This window comes from Pseudomonas palleroniana, assembly GCF_022836895.1.
Lineage (GTDB): Bacteria > Pseudomonadota > Gammaproteobacteria > Pseudomonadales > Pseudomonadaceae > Aquipseudomonas > Aquipseudomonas palleroniana.
Map to the genome: position 1 here is coordinate 1,135,138 of NZ_CP092411.1, position 13,630 is coordinate 1,148,767.

Here is a 13,630-nt window from a genome sequence, read left to right on the forward strand (position 1 = left end):
ACGCCTCTCGATGGTCTGAAAAAGATGCGTGATAATAAAGCATGCCCCGCTTGACGGCTAGCGCCGTCGGAGACCCTTGTAATGCCCGAGCAAGATCTACGTTTACAACAGCTGGAAGTCTGGCTGGATGAGCAATTGCCAATCCTTTTCAACGCCCAGGGTTGGGGTGCCGTACCCCCGGCCACATTGACCGCGGCCAGTAGCGACGCGAGTTTCAGGCGTTATTTCCGCTGGGAGGGAGGGGCACATACGTTCGTGGTCATGGACGCGCCACCGCCCCAGGAAAACTGCAAACCTTTCGTCGAAATTGCGCATCTACTGGCGAAATCGGGGATAAACGTACCCAAAATTTATGCAGAAGATTTGCCACGCGGCTTCCTTTTGCTCAATGACCTGGGCAGAAAAACCTATCTGGACGTGATTGACGCCGACAACGCCGATCAATTGTTTGCCGATGCCATCGATGCGCTGCTGGCTTTTCAGCAGTTGCCGATGGATGCGCCACTGCCCAGCTATGACGTTGCCTTGCTGCGTCGCGAGCTGGAATTGTTTCCTGAGTGGTACGTTCGCCGGCACCTGGGTATCGAGTTCGATACTCGCCAGCGCGATCTCTGGCAACGCGTCAGCGAGCAACTGATCGACAGCGCCCTGGCCCAGCCGAAGGTGCTGGTACACCGCGACTACATGCCGCGCAACCTGATGATCAGCGAGCCCAACCCTGGCGTGCTGGATTTCCAGGATGCAGTCTACGGCCCGGTGACCTACGACATTACCTGTCTGTTCAAGGATGCATTCCTCAGTTGGCCCCAGGCGCGTGTGCGCGAATGGCAGCGTGGCTACTGGGAGCGTGCCGTGCAGTTGGGCATTCCCGTGCACGCCGACTTCGAGGCTTTCCTGCGTGCCAGCGACCTGATGGGCGTGCAGCGCCACCTCAAGGTCATCGGCATCTTTGCGCGCATTTGCCACCGCGACGGCAAGCCGCGCTATCTGGCGGATGTGCCGCGCTTCTTTGCTTATATAGAAGCGGTGCTTGCAGACCGGCCCGAACTGCGCGAACTGGGTGAGTTGCTTGCCAGCCTGCGCGAGCCGGTCGAGGCGAGCCTATGAAGGCGATGATCCTGGCCGCCGGCAAAGGCGAGCGCATGCGCCCGCTGACGCTGCATACGCCCAAGCCGCTGGTGCAAGCGGGCGGCAAGCGCCTGATCGAGTATCACCTGGAGGCACTGGCGAAGGCCGGTTTCACCGAGATTGTGATCAACCATGCGTGGCTCGGTCAGCAGATCGAAAGTTATCTGGGTGACGGCGCGCAGTTTGGCCTGCGCATCCAGTATTCGGCCGAAGGAGAACCGCTGGAAACCGGAGGCGGGATTTTCCAGGCCTTGCCGTTGCTGGGGGATAAGCCGTTCCTGGTGGTCAATGGTGATATCTGGACCGATTACGACTTCACCCGGCTACGTCAGCCGCTTCAGGGCCTGGCCCACCTGGTGATGGTGGATAACCCGGCGCACCACCCTTCGGGTGGTGATTTCTACCTGGACCAGGGTTTGCTTCATGATGCCGCGCCCGGTGCCGATAACCTGACCTTCAGTGGCATTTCGGTACTCGACCCCCAACTGTTCGCGGGTTGCAGTGCCGGTGCCTTCAAATTGGCGCCGCTGCTGCGGGCGGCCATGAGCAAAGGTCTGGTAACGGGGGAGCACATGGCGGGACGCTGGATCGATGTGGGGACATTGGAGCGCCTGGCGCAGGTCGAAACCCTGCTGACTGCGGAGCGATAAGATGTTGTGGCCAGGGACGCTGATCGGCGCCGGGGCTGGCTTTGCCATTGCCAGCATTCCGGGGGCTTTGTTGGGGGCATTGTTGGGGCAGGCGCTGGATCGCCGCTTGCAACTGCAGAGTTGGGCGCAATTGCGCGAACGCCTGGGTGGCCGGCCGGCGCTGCGCAATGACGAATTGCTGTTTGTGCTGCTGGGCCGACTGGCCAAAAGCAATGGCCGGGTGGTGGATGGGCATATCCAGCAGGCGCGCCTGGAAATGCGTGCACTGGATATGAACGAACCCGCCCAGCGCCGCGCTATCACGGCGTTCAACCGGGGCAAGTCCGGTAGCGATCGGGTGCGTAGCTATCTGCGCGTGCTCAAGGCGCAGCCCCATGCGGCAGAGGGCGTGCTGCGCGCCTGCTGGCGCATGGCCTGGGCCGATGGCAGAGCGGATGACGCCGAGCGCGACCTGATTGACCAGTGGGGCAAGTGGCTGGGTTGGACACCGCAACAACTGCACGCACTGGCGTCCGATTACACCCCCGAGCGCAAGCCGCTGGTGAACCGAGGGGGGGCCTATCAGGAGGCGTTGCGAATCCTGGGGGTCACCGCAACTACGGAGCCGTCCGTGATCAAGCGTGCCTATCGCCGCCTGCTCAGCCGTCACCATCCGGACAAGATTGCCGGCACCGGCGCCAGCCCCGCGCAAGTGCGCGAGGCAACCGAGCGAACCCGCGAGTTGCACAACGCCTATGCGTTGATTCGCGAACGGCGCGATTTCCGGTAAGCCTCAGTCGACGGTTTGCGGGCTCAACCAGCCTCGAACCCGCCGATACAACTGCTCCTGCTCGGCCGAGCTGTTGCCGGGCAGGGTCTTGAGTGACACCTGCTTATAGCCTTCATTCTTCCCACGCTTGGCCGCCTGAAGCCGCGCCAGGGCGTTTTTACGGTCCAGGGCATTGTCCTGATAGAAGATATCCGCCGTCGGCACTTTCAAGGCCGGGGCCACTTGTTGCAGATCCGGTTGGCGGCCCACCGGGGTTTTGCCGGCCACCAGCACCAGCTTCTGAACCTGCGCCGGTTGCTTTTCGCTCAGGTAACGTGCGGCCCACCAGGCGCCAGTGCCGTGGCCCAGCAGCACCACACTGCGCGCGCTCTGTGTCTGGGCAAAGGCCACGGCTGCGTCAATCCGGTCGAAAATACGCTTGGCGTCGGTCTTGTCCTGTTCATCGGCACCCGGCACTACCGCTGGGTCTGTGCCTTCGGCTTCGGCGCTGGCGGCTTGTTCGATGGGCTTGGCGGCCGTGCTGCCGTCTTTGCTGCTGGTGTCGACGGTTGCCTTGGGCGCTTCGATCACCCGTGGCGGCAGGGTGTCCATGCTCACGTCCGGCAGCGACAGGCTGAGGCTGCCCCAGTTGGCATCCGGCAATTTGCGGCGCAACGGGCCGATTGCTTGCGGCCAGTCAGCATTTTCGCCGGCGCCGGGGACGATAATCACCACCCCCTCCGGTTCTGCACTGTTGGCGGGTTTCCATAAGGCCAGGAACGAATCGGTGCCGGCCTGCAATTGTTGTTGCTCGTGTTGTGGGATATTGCGCTCCAGCGCGCTGGCCTCTTCCTGGCTGCGCTCGGGCAGCGCTTGGCGCTCCGCAGGTTTTTCGGCGGCGGGCGCGGGGGCGTCAGCGGCCTGAACAGAAAAGGCGCTGGTAAATAGCAGCGACAGGCACAATGCTGGCAGTGCCGAACGGTGGTGAAAGGGCATCGTTAATTCCCGGCCAGAAATGATTCCAGCAGCCTAATGGGTTGGTCAGTATTTGTCAGTGATGTGAGACGTGGATCATGGGTTTTCGCTGTCTGCTGATTATCGGCGGTTTGTGCTGTGCCTTGATGGCAACGGCCGCGCCTGCGCCCGTTGCGCCGAAAGCACAGCTCAATGCGCAGCAGCGTGAGTGGCTGAGCCAGCATCCGGAGTTGCGCGTGGGGCTGGTGTTGCAGGCACCTTACGCGCAATACGACCGGCGCCTGCAACGCTTGTCCGGGGCCAATGTGGAGTTGATGCAGTGGCTGGCCAAGGCGCTGAATATCGAACTGTTGTGGCGCAATTTTCCCGATCAGGAGCAGTTGGAGGCCGCCGTGCGCGACGGCGAAGTGGATATTGCGCCCGGCCTGCAGCAAACCCCGGCGGGTTTGCGCCTGTGGTTATTCACCGACCCTTACATGCGTGTGCCTCAGCATATTGTCGGCGTCCGCGAAGGCGGCGGCGCAGTGGAGCTGGAGAAACTCGACGAACGATCGCGCATTGCCGTGCGCATGCCCAGCGCCGTGGCCGATTACCTGCGCAGCACCTATCCCAACCTCAACTTGCAAGGGGTGCCCATGGAGCGCCAGGCCCTGCAGTTGCTGGTAAGCCAACAAGCGCGGTATGCCGTGGTGGATGAGGCGCAACTGAGCCGCTTGTCCGGCGAAGCAGAATTTGCGGGGCTGGCGGTGGTCGGTGATATCGGCTTGCCACAGTTGCTGCGGGTGGGCACGCGTCGCGATTGGCCGGAACTGGCAACCCTCATGCAGAGCGCCTTGCGGGCGATACCCGCGCGAGACTTGGACCAGTTGCACAATCGCTGGCTGCAACCCCAGTACCCGCGATTGTCGGAATTCCCGGGTTTCTGGAAGAACCTCAGCCTGTTGCTGGGAATCTGCTTGCTGGCCTGCCTCGCGATGGTCGCCTGGCAGCGTCGCCAGCAACGCGGCCTGGAACACGACTTGCTGGCGGCACGGGAAGAAAGCGCCGCCCGCGCTGCCGGTGCCGAAGCCCTGCGGTTGACGCAGTTTTCCATCGATCAAAGTACGGTCGGCATCCTGTGGGTCAATTGGGACAGCCATGTGCGTTACGCCAATCGTGCGGCAGAAAGCATGCTCGGCTACGCTCCGGGCGCGCTGATCGAGCGGCCGCTGGTCGAGGTCGACCCGACCTTGAACATGGATCGCTGGCTCAACCTGTGGCGACGCGCCCGCGCCAGCGAGGAGGGCGGGCAAACCTTCGCCACCGATTGCGTGCGCGCCGACGGCAGTATCCTGCCCGCCGATGTGTCTTTGAGTTTCCTGCGTTTTGCTCAGGGCGAATACCTGGTGGTGTACCTCAACGATGTCACCGAACGCCGCCGTTACGTGGCCGCCTTGCTGCAAAGCGAAGCGCAGTTGCGCGAATTGTCCGCCCACCTGGAAACCGTGCGCGAAGAAGAGAAAGCCCGCATCGCCCGCGAGGTACACGATGAGTTGGGCCAGATGCTCACGGTGCTCAAGCTGGAAACCTCGATGTGCGAATTGGCCTATGCGCAGCTCGACCCTGGCCTGAATGAGCGGCTTAACAGCATGAAGCGCCTGATCGCCCAGTTGTTCCAACTGGTGCGCGATGTGGCCACCGCGCTGCGCCCGCCGATCCTCGACGCCGGCATCGCCTCGGCCATCGAATGGCAGGCCCGGCGCTTCGAAGCCCGCACGCAAATTCCCTGCCTGGTACAGGTTCCGGATAACCTGCCGGCCCTGAGTGACGCCAAGGCCATTGGTTTGTTCAGGGTCCTGCAGGAGGCACTGACCAATGTGATGCGCCATGCCCAGGCGCATACCGTTGAGCTGACCCTGGTGATTGAGGGGGCAGACCTGCGGTTGACCATCAGCGATGATGGCGTCGGTTTCGTCGAAACCCCCGGCCGCCCTGTTTCTTTCGGCGTGGTCGGTATGCGCGAGCGAGTGCTGATGATGGGCGGGCAACTGAGCCTGCATAGCGAAGTGGGGGAAGGCACCACCCTGAGCGTCACGGTGCCGTTGGATGCCTGACAACAAGAGGAAAAACCTGTGATTCGCGTATTGGTAGCCGAAGACCACACCATCGTCCGAGAGGGCATCAAGCAATTGATCGGCCTGGCCAAAGACCTGCAGGTGGTCGGTGAAGCCAGTAATGGCGAGCAGTTGCTGGAAGCCTTGCGCCATGTGACGTGCGAGGTGGTGCTGCTGGATATCTCGATGCCGGGTGTGAACGGCCTGGAGGCCATTGCGCGCATCCGGGCGCTGGGCAATCCGCCGGCGATTCTGGTGTTGTCGATGCATGATGAAGCGCAAATGGCCGCCCGCGCCCTCAAGGTCGGCGCGGCGGGTTATGCCACCAAGGACAGCGACCCGGCGCTGTTGCTGACCGCTATTCGCAAGGTCGCAGCCGGTGGGCGATATATCGATCCCGACCTGGCCGACCGTATGGTCTTCGAAGTCGGCCTGACCGATACGCGGCCGCTGCATTCGTTGCTGTCGGAGCGCGAGTTCTCGGTATTCGAACGCCTGGCCCAGGGGGCCAACGTCAATGATATTGCCCAGCAACTGGCGCTGAGCAGCAAGACCATCAGCACGCATAAGGCGCGGTTGATGCAAAAGCTCAATATCACTTCGTTGGCGGAGCTGGTGAAGTACGCCATGGAGCACAGGCTGCTCTGACGACATGCCCATTAGCGACACCCTGCAAACCATCACCGAGCCCATTCTTGCCGCTTGCAGCTCACCCCTTGTAGTTGCACCGTCCTGTGCCCGCCATCGCTGTAGGGCGATCCCTACCCCCAACCTTCCAACCGGCTGATGCAATTCTCTCCCAGCCCCCGATTTCCGGGGGCTTGCGCCTGGACTACGCTTGTTCCATTGCGGTCCAAAACACAAAGGTGCGGGTATGAGCGAGGCGGATACAAATGATGTGCTGGTCAGCTTTCGTGGCGTGCAGAAGAGCTACGACGGCGAGAACCTGATCGTCAAAGACCTCAACCTGGAGATTCGCAAGGGCGAGTTCCTCACACTGCTTGGGCCGTCGGGTTCCGGCAAGACGACCAGCCTGATGATGCTCGCCGGCTTTGAGACACCGACCGCCGGTGAAATCCTCCTGGCCGGGCGTTCCATCAATAACGTGCCGCCGCACAAGCGCGATATCGGCATGGTGTTCCAGAACTACGCGCTGTTCCCGCACATGACGGTTGCCGAGAACCTGGCGTTCCCGCTCTCGGTGCGCTCGTTAAGCAAGACCGACATCAGTGAGCGGGTCAAGCGCGTGCTGAGCATGGTCCAGCTCGACGCCTTCGCCCAACGCTACCCGGCGCAACTTTCCGGTGGTCAGCAACAGCGCGTGGCCCTGGCCCGTGCGCTGGTGTTCGAACCGCAACTGGTGTTGATGGACGAACCCCTCGGTGCTCTCGACAAGCAACTGCGTGAACACATGCAGATGGAGATCAAGCACCTGCATCAGCGTCTCGGCGTGACCGTGGTGTACGTGACCCACGATCAGGGCGAGGCCTTGACCATGTCCGACCGCGTGGCGGTGTTTCATCAGGGCGAGATCCAGCAGATTGCTGCGCCGCGGACCTTGTATGAAGAACCGAAAAATACCTTCGTCGCCAACTTCATCGGCGAGAACAACCGTCTCAACGGCCGCTTGCACAGCCACACCGGCGAGCGCTGCGTCGTGGAGCTGGCGCGCGGCGAGAAGGTCGAGGCGCTGGCGGTGAACGTAGGTCAGGTCGGCGGGCCGGTGACGCTGTCGGTGCGTCCGGAGCGGGTCAGCCTCAATGGTTCCAGCGAAAGCTGCATCAATCGTTTTTCGGGGCGGGTGGCGGAATTCATCTACCTGGGCGACCACGTGCGCGTGCGTCTGGAAGTCTGCGGCAAGACCGATTTTTTTGTGAAACAACCGATCGCCGAGCTGGACCCGGCCCTGGCGGTCGGCGACGTGGTACCGATTGGCTGGCAAGTCGAGCACGTTCGCGCACTCGACCCACTTCTAGAGGCGAATTGATCGCCCCATGGCTTCACCAACCCTGCACGTGGAGAGCACAACAATGTTGAGATCCCTTAAGTATTCAGCGCTGGTTATCGGCTTGTTCGGCGCGACCCAGGCCATGGCCGGCCCGGACCTGACCGTCGTGTCCTTTGGTGGCGCGAACAAGGCCGCTCAGGTCAAGGCGTTTTACGCACCGTGGGAAAGCGCGGGCAACGGCAAGATCGTCGCCGGCGAGTACAACGGTGAAATGGCCAAGGTCAAGGCCATGGTCGACACCAAGAGTGTGTCCTGGGACCTGGTGGAAGTGGAATCGCCGGAGTTGTCCCGGGGGTGTGACGAAGATATGTTCGAACCTCTGGACCCCAAGCTGTTCGGTAATGCTGCGGACTACGTAAAAGGCGCGATCCAGCCGTGCGGCGTGGGTTTCTTCGTGTGGTCCACGGTGTTGGCCTACAACGCCGACAAATTGGCTTCCGCGCCAACCAGCTGGGCGGATTTCTGGGATACCAAGAAATTCCCCGGCAAACGCGGCCTGCGTAAAGGTGCCAAGTACACCCTGGAATTCGCCCTGATGGCCGACGGCGTAGCGCCCAAGGACGTTTACAAAGTGTTGGCCGGCAAAGATGGCCAGGACCGTGCATTCAAGAAGCTCGACGAACTCAAGCCGTCGATCCAGTGGTGGGAAGCGGGCGCCCAACCGCCACAGTACCTGGCCTCGGGTGATGTCGTGATGAGTTCGGCCTACAACGGCCGTATCGCCGCCGTGCAGAAAGAAAGCAACCTCAAGGTGGTGTGGAACGGCGGCATCTACGACTTTGACGCATGGGCCATTCCTAAAGGCCTGGCGAAAGACCGTGCCGAAGCCGCAAAGAAATTCATCGCCTTCTCGGTACAGCCGCAGCAGCAGAAGACCTACTCGGAAAACATCGCCTACGGCCCGGCCAACACCCAAGCGGTCCCGTTGCTGGCCAAGGACATCCTCAAGGATATGCCGACCACCCCGGAAAACATCGCCAACCAGGTGCAGATCGATGTGAGCTTCTGGGCGGATAACGGCGAGCAGTTGGAGCAGCGCTTTAATTCCTGGGCTGCCAAATAACACCGCTTGCTCCGGTGGGAGAGGCGTTGCTCTCTCCCACCAGGGTTCTGCATTTCCTTTCAAGATCCGGAGTCAGCCATGGCTATCGCCATTCCCAGCACCACCCTCAAGCAGCGCCTGGCGCGTGCCGAACGGCTCAACCGCTGGAAGGCCCAGGCATTGATTGCACCGCTGGTGCTGTTTTTGCTGCTGGTGTTCCTGGTGCCAATCATTGCGCTGCTCTACAAAAGCGTCGGCAACGAGGAAGTGGTGGGCGGTTTGCCGCGTACCGTGGTGGCGGTCAAGGCCTGGGATGGCCGTGGCCTGCCCGGCGAACCGGTGTATCAGGCGCTGAGCGAAGACTTGGGCGAAGCGCGCAAAAACCAGACGCTGGGCGACTTGTCCAAGCGCTTGAACATGGAGTTGGCCGGCTATCGCAGCCTGCTGACCAAAACCGCGCGGGCGCTGCCCTTTACCGAGGCGCCCGGCTCTTACAAAGAAGCGTTGGAAAGCCTCGATGAACGTTGGGGCGACCCCGCGTACTGGCAGGCGATCCGGCGCAATACCAGCAGCCTCACACCGTTCTACCTGCTGGCGGCTGTCGACCACCGTATCAATGACCTGGGCGAACTGGCCCCGACCACGCCGGACCAGGCCATTTACCTGGACATTTTCGCGCGTACCTTCTGGATGGGCCTGGTGATTACCTTCATCTGCCTGCTGCTGGCGTATCCCTTGGCGTACCTGCTGGCCAACCTGCCGGCGCGCAAAAGCAACCTGCTGATGATTCTGGTGCTGCTGCCGTTCTGGACCTCGATCCTGGTGCGGGTCGCCGCGTGGATCGTGCTGCTGCAGTCCGGTGGCCTGATCAACAGCGCCTTGATGGGCATGGGTTTGATCGACAAACCCCTGGAGCTGGTGTTCAACCGTACCGGGGTCTACATCTCCATGGTGCACATCCTGTTGCCGTTCATGATTCTGCCGATCTACAGCGTGATGAAAGGCATCTCACCCACCTATATGCGTGCAGCGATTTCCCTGGGCTGCCACCCGTTCGCCAGCTTCTGGCGCGTGTATTTCCCGCAGACCTACGCCGGCGTCGGCGCCGGCTGCCTGTTGGTGTTCATCCTGGCGATTGGTTACTACATCACCCCGGCGCTGCTCGGCAGCCCGAACGACCAGATGGTCAGCTACTTCGTGGCGTTCTACACCAACACCAGCATCAACTGGGGCATGGCCACGGCGCTGGGCGGCTTGCTGCTGCTGGCGACGGTGTTGCTGTACCTGATCTACAACCGGCTGGTAGGCGCCAGCCGCCTGCGCCTGAGCTGAGGAGACCTTGCGATGCTGATCCCTTATATGTCGCCCGTCGAACGCCTGTGGTTCTACAGCCTGCGGATCCTGTGCGGCTTGATCCTGTTGTTCCTGATATTGCCTGTGCTGGTGATCATCCCGCTGTCGTTCAACAGCGGCAGTTTCCTGGTGTACCCGCTGCAAGGTTTTTCGCTGCATTGGTACCAGGATTTCTTCGCCTCGGCCGAATGGATGCGTGCGTTGAAGAACAGCATCATCGTCGCGCCGGCCGCCACGGTGCTGGCCATGGTGTTCGGCACATTGGCCGCGATAGGCCTCACGCGCGGCAATTTCCCCGGCAAGGCGCTGGTGATGGCCTTGGTGATTTCGCCGATGGTGGTGCCGGTGGTGATTATCGGCGTGGCGAGTTACCTGTTTTTTGCGCCACTGGGCCTGGGCAACAGCTTCTTCTCGCTGATCGTTGTGCATGCGGTGCTGGGTGTGCCGTTTGTGATCATTACCGTGTCGGCGACCTTGCAGGGTTTCAACCATAACTTGGTGCGGGCGGCGGCGAGCCTGGGCGCCTCACCATTGATCGCGTTTCGCCGGGTGACCTTGCCGTTGATCGCGCCGGGGGTGATTTCCGGGGCGCTGTTTGCCTTTGCCACCTCGTTCGATGAAGTGGTGGTGACGCTTTTCCTCGCCGGCCCCGAGCAAGCGACCCTGCCGCGCCAGATGTTCAGCGGCATTCGCGAGAACCTCAGCCCGACCATTGCCGCTGCCGCCACCTTGCTGATTGCCTTCTCGGTGCTGCTGTTGCTCACCCTGGAATGGTTGCGCGGGCGTAGCGAGAAGCTGCGCACTGCGCAGGTATGATGACCATTCAGCTGCTGAATGGCTGACAACCCCGCATAGAGAGCTACTCTTGTGCCAGCCCATCCTTCAATAAGAGGCCGCGCACATGAGTACTTCCTCATTCAAGATCGCCCACAAGTTGCTCACCGGCGCAGGTGCCATCGAGCAACTGGCCGCCGAACTCACACGCCTGGATGTGGATAACCCGCTGATCGTCACCGATGCGGCGTTGGTCAAGTCCGGCACCGTGGCGCTGGCGCTCGAGCATTTGGGCGAGCGCGACTATGAAATCTTCGACCGGGTGCAGCCCGACCCGGAAATTGCCATCGTCGAAGACTGCATGCAGGCCTACCGCGACGGCGGGCATGATGGCTTGATTGGTGTCGGCGGGGGCAGCTCCATCGATATCGCTAAATGCGTCGGCGCGTATGCCGGCTACCACGGTGCGCTGGCCGATCTGTTCGGCATCGACCAGGTGCCACGCAAGGGGCCGCCGTTGATCGCGATCCCGACCACGGCCGGTACCGGCTCGGAGGTGACCAATGTGGCGATCCTTTCCGACAAGGTCGCACAATTGAAAAAAGGCATCGTCAGCGATTACTTGCTGCCGGATGTTGCACTGATGAGCCCGCAAATGACCCTCACGTGCCCGCGCAGCGTGACAGCCGCCAGCGGTGTGGATGCGTTGGTGCATGCCATTGAAGCCTACCTGTCGCTGAATGCGTCGCCGATTACCGATGCCCTGGCGATAGGCGCGGTCAAGTTGATAGCCAACGCATTGCCCAAGGCGTACGCCAACCCGGGGCATCTGCAGGCCCGTGACGACATGGCCACCGCCAGCCTGATGGCGGGCATGGCGTTCGGTAACGCCGGGGTGGGCGCCGTGCATGCGTTGGCGTATCCGCTGGGCGGTCGTTTTCATATCGGGCATGGCGTGAGCAACTCTCTGTTGCTGCCCTATGTGATGCAGTGGAACAAGCTGGCGTGTGTCGAACGCATGCGCGACATCGCCGAGGCCATGGGCGTGAATGTCACCGGCTTGAGTCTGGTTGACGCGGCCGATCAGGCCGTCGCGGCGATGACGCGGCTGTGCGCGGCCGTGGAAATCCCCACGGGCCTGCGCAGCTTCGGGATTCCCGAAGACGCAATTCCGGCCATGGCTGCCGAAGCTGCAGGCATTGAACGCCTGATGCGCAATAACCCGCGCCAGCTCAGCACAGCGGATATCGAGAAAATCTACCGCGCGGCGTACTAGCCATTGAGCCAGGTCACGGTGCGCGCGGCAAAGCATGAGGTATACAATGCGCGCCATCGTGATTTAGCTCAAAAAGGTGCGTCATGCAGCCCTTCGTCATTGCTCCATCGATTCTCTCCGCCGACTTTGCCCGCCTGGGTGAGGAAGTGGACAAGGTATTGGCCGCCGGTGCGGGCTTCGTGCACTTCGATGTCATGGATAACCACTACGTACCCAACCTGACTATCGGGCCGATGGTCTGCGCGGCGTTGCGCAAGTACGGCATCACCGCGCCGATCGATGCGCACCTGATGGTCAGCCCGGTGGATCGCATCATCGGCGACTTCGTTGAGGCTGGCGCGACCTACATTACCTTCCATCCGGAAGCCTCGCTGCACGTCGACCGTACCCTGCAACTGATCCGCGAAGGCGGCTGCAAGGCCGGCCTGGTGTTCAACCCGGCCACCCCGCTGAGCGTGCTTGAGTATGTGATGGACAAGGTCGACATGATCTTGCTGATGAGCGTCAACCCAGGCTTTGGCGGGCAGAAGTTCATCCCCGGCACGCTGAACAAGCTGCGCGAAGCCCGTGCGCTGATCGATGCGTCCGGCCGTGATATCCGCCTGGAAATCGACGGCGGGGTCAACGTCAACAATATCCGCGAAATCGCTGCTGCAGGTGCCGATACCTTTGTGGCCGGCTCGGCGATCTTCAACGCTCCGGACTACCAGGAAGTCATCGACAAGATGCGTGCCGAACTGGCGCTGGCGCGTCCATGAGCGGCTTTGAGCGGCTGTTCCCCGGCAAACTGCCACGGCTGGTGATGTTCGATCTGGACGGTACCTTGATCGACTCGGTGCCTGACCTGGCGGCGGCGGTGGACGAGATGCTGCTCAAGTTGGGGCGCAAGCCGGCGGGCATTGATTCGGTGCGCGAATGGGTGGGTAACGGCGCACAGATGCTGGTGCGCCGGGCCCTGGCCAATCATCTCGACGCCGACGGTGTGGACGATGTCGAGGCCGAACACGCCTTGGAGCTGTTTAACGCCGCCTATGAGAGCAGCCACGAACTGACCGTGGTGTACCCAGGCGTGCGCGACACCCTCAAGTGGCTGAGCAAGCAGGGTGTGGAAATGGCGCTGATCACCAACAAGCCGGAGCGTTTCGTCGCGCCGTTGCTGGACGAGATGAAGATCGGCCGCTATTTCCGCTGGATCATCGGCGGCGATACCCTGCCGCAGAAGAAACCTGACCCGGCGGCGCTGTTCTTCGTGATGAAAATGGCCAACATCCCCGCGTCCCAGTCGTTGTTCGTCGGCGATTCGCGCAGTGATGTGCTGGCGGCGAAAGCGGCGGGGGTGCAGTGCGTGGCCCTGAGCTACGGCTATAACCATGGCCGGCCGATTGCCGAAGAGTCGCCGGCGCTGGTGATTGATGACCTGCGCCAGTTAATCCCCGGTTGCTTGGGAGCGGGCGCTGAGATAACGTTGCCCGACGTTGATTCAAACCCTTCTGGAAATCCCATCGTGGTGGTCACTCGCAAACTCTGGATGAAAGTCATCAAGGCCCTGGCCCGCTGGCGTTGGCGCGCCTGACTGATCCTGG

Annotated in this window: 13 protein-coding genes; 12 read left to right on the forward strand and 1 reads right to left on the reverse strand. The window is 61.8% G+C overall.

Annotation, left to right across the window (positions count from 1 at the left end; genetic code table 11):
* The first annotated feature begins 81 nt into the window (after positions 1 to 81).
* Genes MJP36_RS05020 through MJP36_RS05030 form a run of 3 tightly spaced genes read left to right on the forward strand, consistent with a single transcriptional unit; the run spans position 82 to position 2,547 of the window.
* The gene (locus MJP36_RS05020; RefSeq protein ID WP_205345412.1) at positions 82 to 1,107 is read left to right on the forward strand and encodes an aminoglycoside phosphotransferase family protein; all 1,026 of its coding nucleotides are present in this window, start codon (positions 82 to 84) and stop codon (positions 1,105 to 1,107) included.
* A complete protein-coding gene (gene murU / locus MJP36_RS05025; protein WP_060757285.1) occupies positions 1,104 to 1,778 on the forward strand; it encodes an N-acetylmuramate alpha-1-phosphate uridylyltransferase MurU in 675 nt (224 codons plus the stop codon). Before MJP36_RS05020 ends, murU begins: the two co-directional genes overlap by 4 nt.
* Position 1,779: 1 nt before the next feature.
* Complete coding sequence (locus MJP36_RS05030; protein ID WP_060757286.1) at positions 1,780 to 2,547, forward strand: TerB family tellurite resistance protein; 768 nt, start codon at positions 1,780 to 1,782, stop codon at positions 2,545 to 2,547.
* A gap of 3 nt (positions 2,548 to 2,550) precedes the next feature.
* Here MJP36_RS05030 and MJP36_RS05035 read toward each other — a convergent pair whose 3' ends face one another.
* Positions 2,551 to 3,522 carry an alpha/beta hydrolase family protein gene (locus tag MJP36_RS05035; protein ID WP_060757287.1) on the reverse strand — a complete coding sequence of 324 codons (972 nt, stop codon included), beginning with the start codon at positions 3,520 to 3,522 and terminating at the stop codon, positions 2,551 to 2,553.
* A 77-nt stretch (positions 3,523 to 3,599) separates the two neighbouring features.
* Between MJP36_RS05035 and MJP36_RS05040 the strand changes: the two genes are divergently transcribed.
* The 9 genes from MJP36_RS05040 to MJP36_RS05080 all read left to right on the forward strand — a co-directional run bounded on the left by MJP36_RS05040 (position 3,600) and on the right by MJP36_RS05080 (position 13,620).
* Positions 3,600 to 5,594, forward strand: a complete 1,995-nt coding sequence (locus tag MJP36_RS05040) for a sensor histidine kinase (protein ID WP_161548727.1) — start codon at positions 3,600 to 3,602, stop codon at positions 5,592 to 5,594.
* A gap of 18 nt (positions 5,595 to 5,612) precedes the next feature.
* Positions 5,613 to 6,242 (forward strand): response regulator, encoded by a 630-nt coding sequence (locus MJP36_RS05045; RefSeq protein ID WP_104994840.1) that lies wholly within the window; start codon positions 5,613 to 5,615, stop codon positions 6,240 to 6,242.
* Between the two features lie 226 nt (positions 6,243 to 6,468).
* Positions 6,469 to 7,581 carry an ABC transporter ATP-binding protein gene (locus MJP36_RS05050; RefSeq protein WP_060757290.1) on the forward strand — a complete coding sequence of 371 codons (1,113 nt, stop codon included), beginning with the start codon at positions 6,469 to 6,471 and terminating at the stop codon, positions 7,579 to 7,581.
* Positions 7,582 to 7,624: 43 nt separating this feature from the next.
* Complete coding sequence (locus tag MJP36_RS05055) at positions 7,625 to 8,665, forward strand: ABC transporter substrate-binding protein (protein WP_060757291.1); 1,041 nt, start codon at positions 7,625 to 7,627, stop codon at positions 8,663 to 8,665.
* Between the two features lie 78 nt (positions 8,666 to 8,743).
* On the forward strand, positions 8,744 to 9,976 hold the full coding sequence (locus MJP36_RS05060; protein ID WP_244384991.1) for an ABC transporter permease: 1,233 nt from the start codon (positions 8,744 to 8,746) through the stop codon (positions 9,974 to 9,976).
* Positions 9,977 to 9,988: 12 nt separating this feature from the next.
* Positions 9,989 to 10,813 (forward strand): ABC transporter permease, encoded by an 825-nt coding sequence (locus MJP36_RS05065; RefSeq protein WP_161548730.1) that lies wholly within the window; start codon positions 9,989 to 9,991, stop codon positions 10,811 to 10,813.
* Positions 10,814 to 10,898: 85 nt separating this feature from the next.
* On the forward strand, positions 10,899 to 12,047 hold the full coding sequence (locus MJP36_RS05070; protein WP_060757294.1) for an iron-containing alcohol dehydrogenase: 1,149 nt from the start codon (positions 10,899 to 10,901) through the stop codon (positions 12,045 to 12,047).
* Positions 12,048 to 12,130: 83 nt separating this feature from the next.
* Positions 12,131 to 12,805, forward strand: a complete 675-nt coding sequence (gene rpe, locus MJP36_RS05075; RefSeq protein ID WP_244384992.1) for a ribulose-phosphate 3-epimerase — start codon at positions 12,131 to 12,133, stop codon at positions 12,803 to 12,805.
* Complete coding sequence (locus tag MJP36_RS05080; protein WP_060757295.1) at positions 12,802 to 13,620, forward strand: phosphoglycolate phosphatase; 819 nt, start codon at positions 12,802 to 12,804, stop codon at positions 13,618 to 13,620. Before rpe ends, MJP36_RS05080 begins: the two co-directional genes overlap by 4 nt.
* The last annotated feature ends 10 nt before the right edge of the window (positions 13,621 to 13,630 follow it).

What these genes read in the sequence shown, in the direction of transcription:
- MJP36_RS05020 (WP_205345412.1), top strand. Translation starts at nt 82, where the DNA reads ATGCCCGAGCAAGATCTACGTTTACAACAGCTGGAAGTCTGGCTGGAT.
- murU (WP_060757285.1), top strand. Translation starts at nt 1,104, where the DNA reads ATGAAGGCGATGATCCTGGCCGCCGGCAAAGGCGAGCGCATGCGCCCG.
- MJP36_RS05030 (WP_060757286.1), top strand. Translation starts at nt 1,780, where the DNA reads ATGTTGTGGCCAGGGACGCTGATCGGCGCCGGGGCTGGCTTTGCCATT.
- MJP36_RS05035 (WP_060757287.1), bottom strand. Translation starts at nt 3,522, where the DNA reads ATGCCCTTTCACCACCGTTCGGCACTGCCAGCATTGTGCCTGTCGCTG.
- MJP36_RS05040 (WP_161548727.1), top strand. Translation starts at nt 3,600, where the DNA reads ATGGGTTTTCGCTGTCTGCTGATTATCGGCGGTTTGTGCTGTGCCTTG.
- MJP36_RS05050 (WP_060757290.1), top strand. Translation starts at nt 6,469, where the DNA reads ATGAGCGAGGCGGATACAAATGATGTGCTGGTCAGCTTTCGTGGCGTG.
- MJP36_RS05055 (WP_060757291.1), top strand. Translation starts at nt 7,625, where the DNA reads ATGTTGAGATCCCTTAAGTATTCAGCGCTGGTTATCGGCTTGTTCGGC.
- MJP36_RS05060 (WP_244384991.1), top strand. Translation starts at nt 8,744, where the DNA reads ATGGCTATCGCCATTCCCAGCACCACCCTCAAGCAGCGCCTGGCGCGT.
- MJP36_RS05065 (WP_161548730.1), top strand. Translation starts at nt 9,989, where the DNA reads ATGCTGATCCCTTATATGTCGCCCGTCGAACGCCTGTGGTTCTACAGC.
- MJP36_RS05070 (WP_060757294.1), top strand. Translation starts at nt 10,899, where the DNA reads ATGAGTACTTCCTCATTCAAGATCGCCCACAAGTTGCTCACCGGCGCA.
- rpe (WP_244384992.1), top strand. Translation starts at nt 12,131, where the DNA reads ATGCAGCCCTTCGTCATTGCTCCATCGATTCTCTCCGCCGACTTTGCC.
- MJP36_RS05080 (WP_060757295.1), top strand. Translation starts at nt 12,802, where the DNA reads ATGAGCGGCTTTGAGCGGCTGTTCCCCGGCAAACTGCCACGGCTGGTG.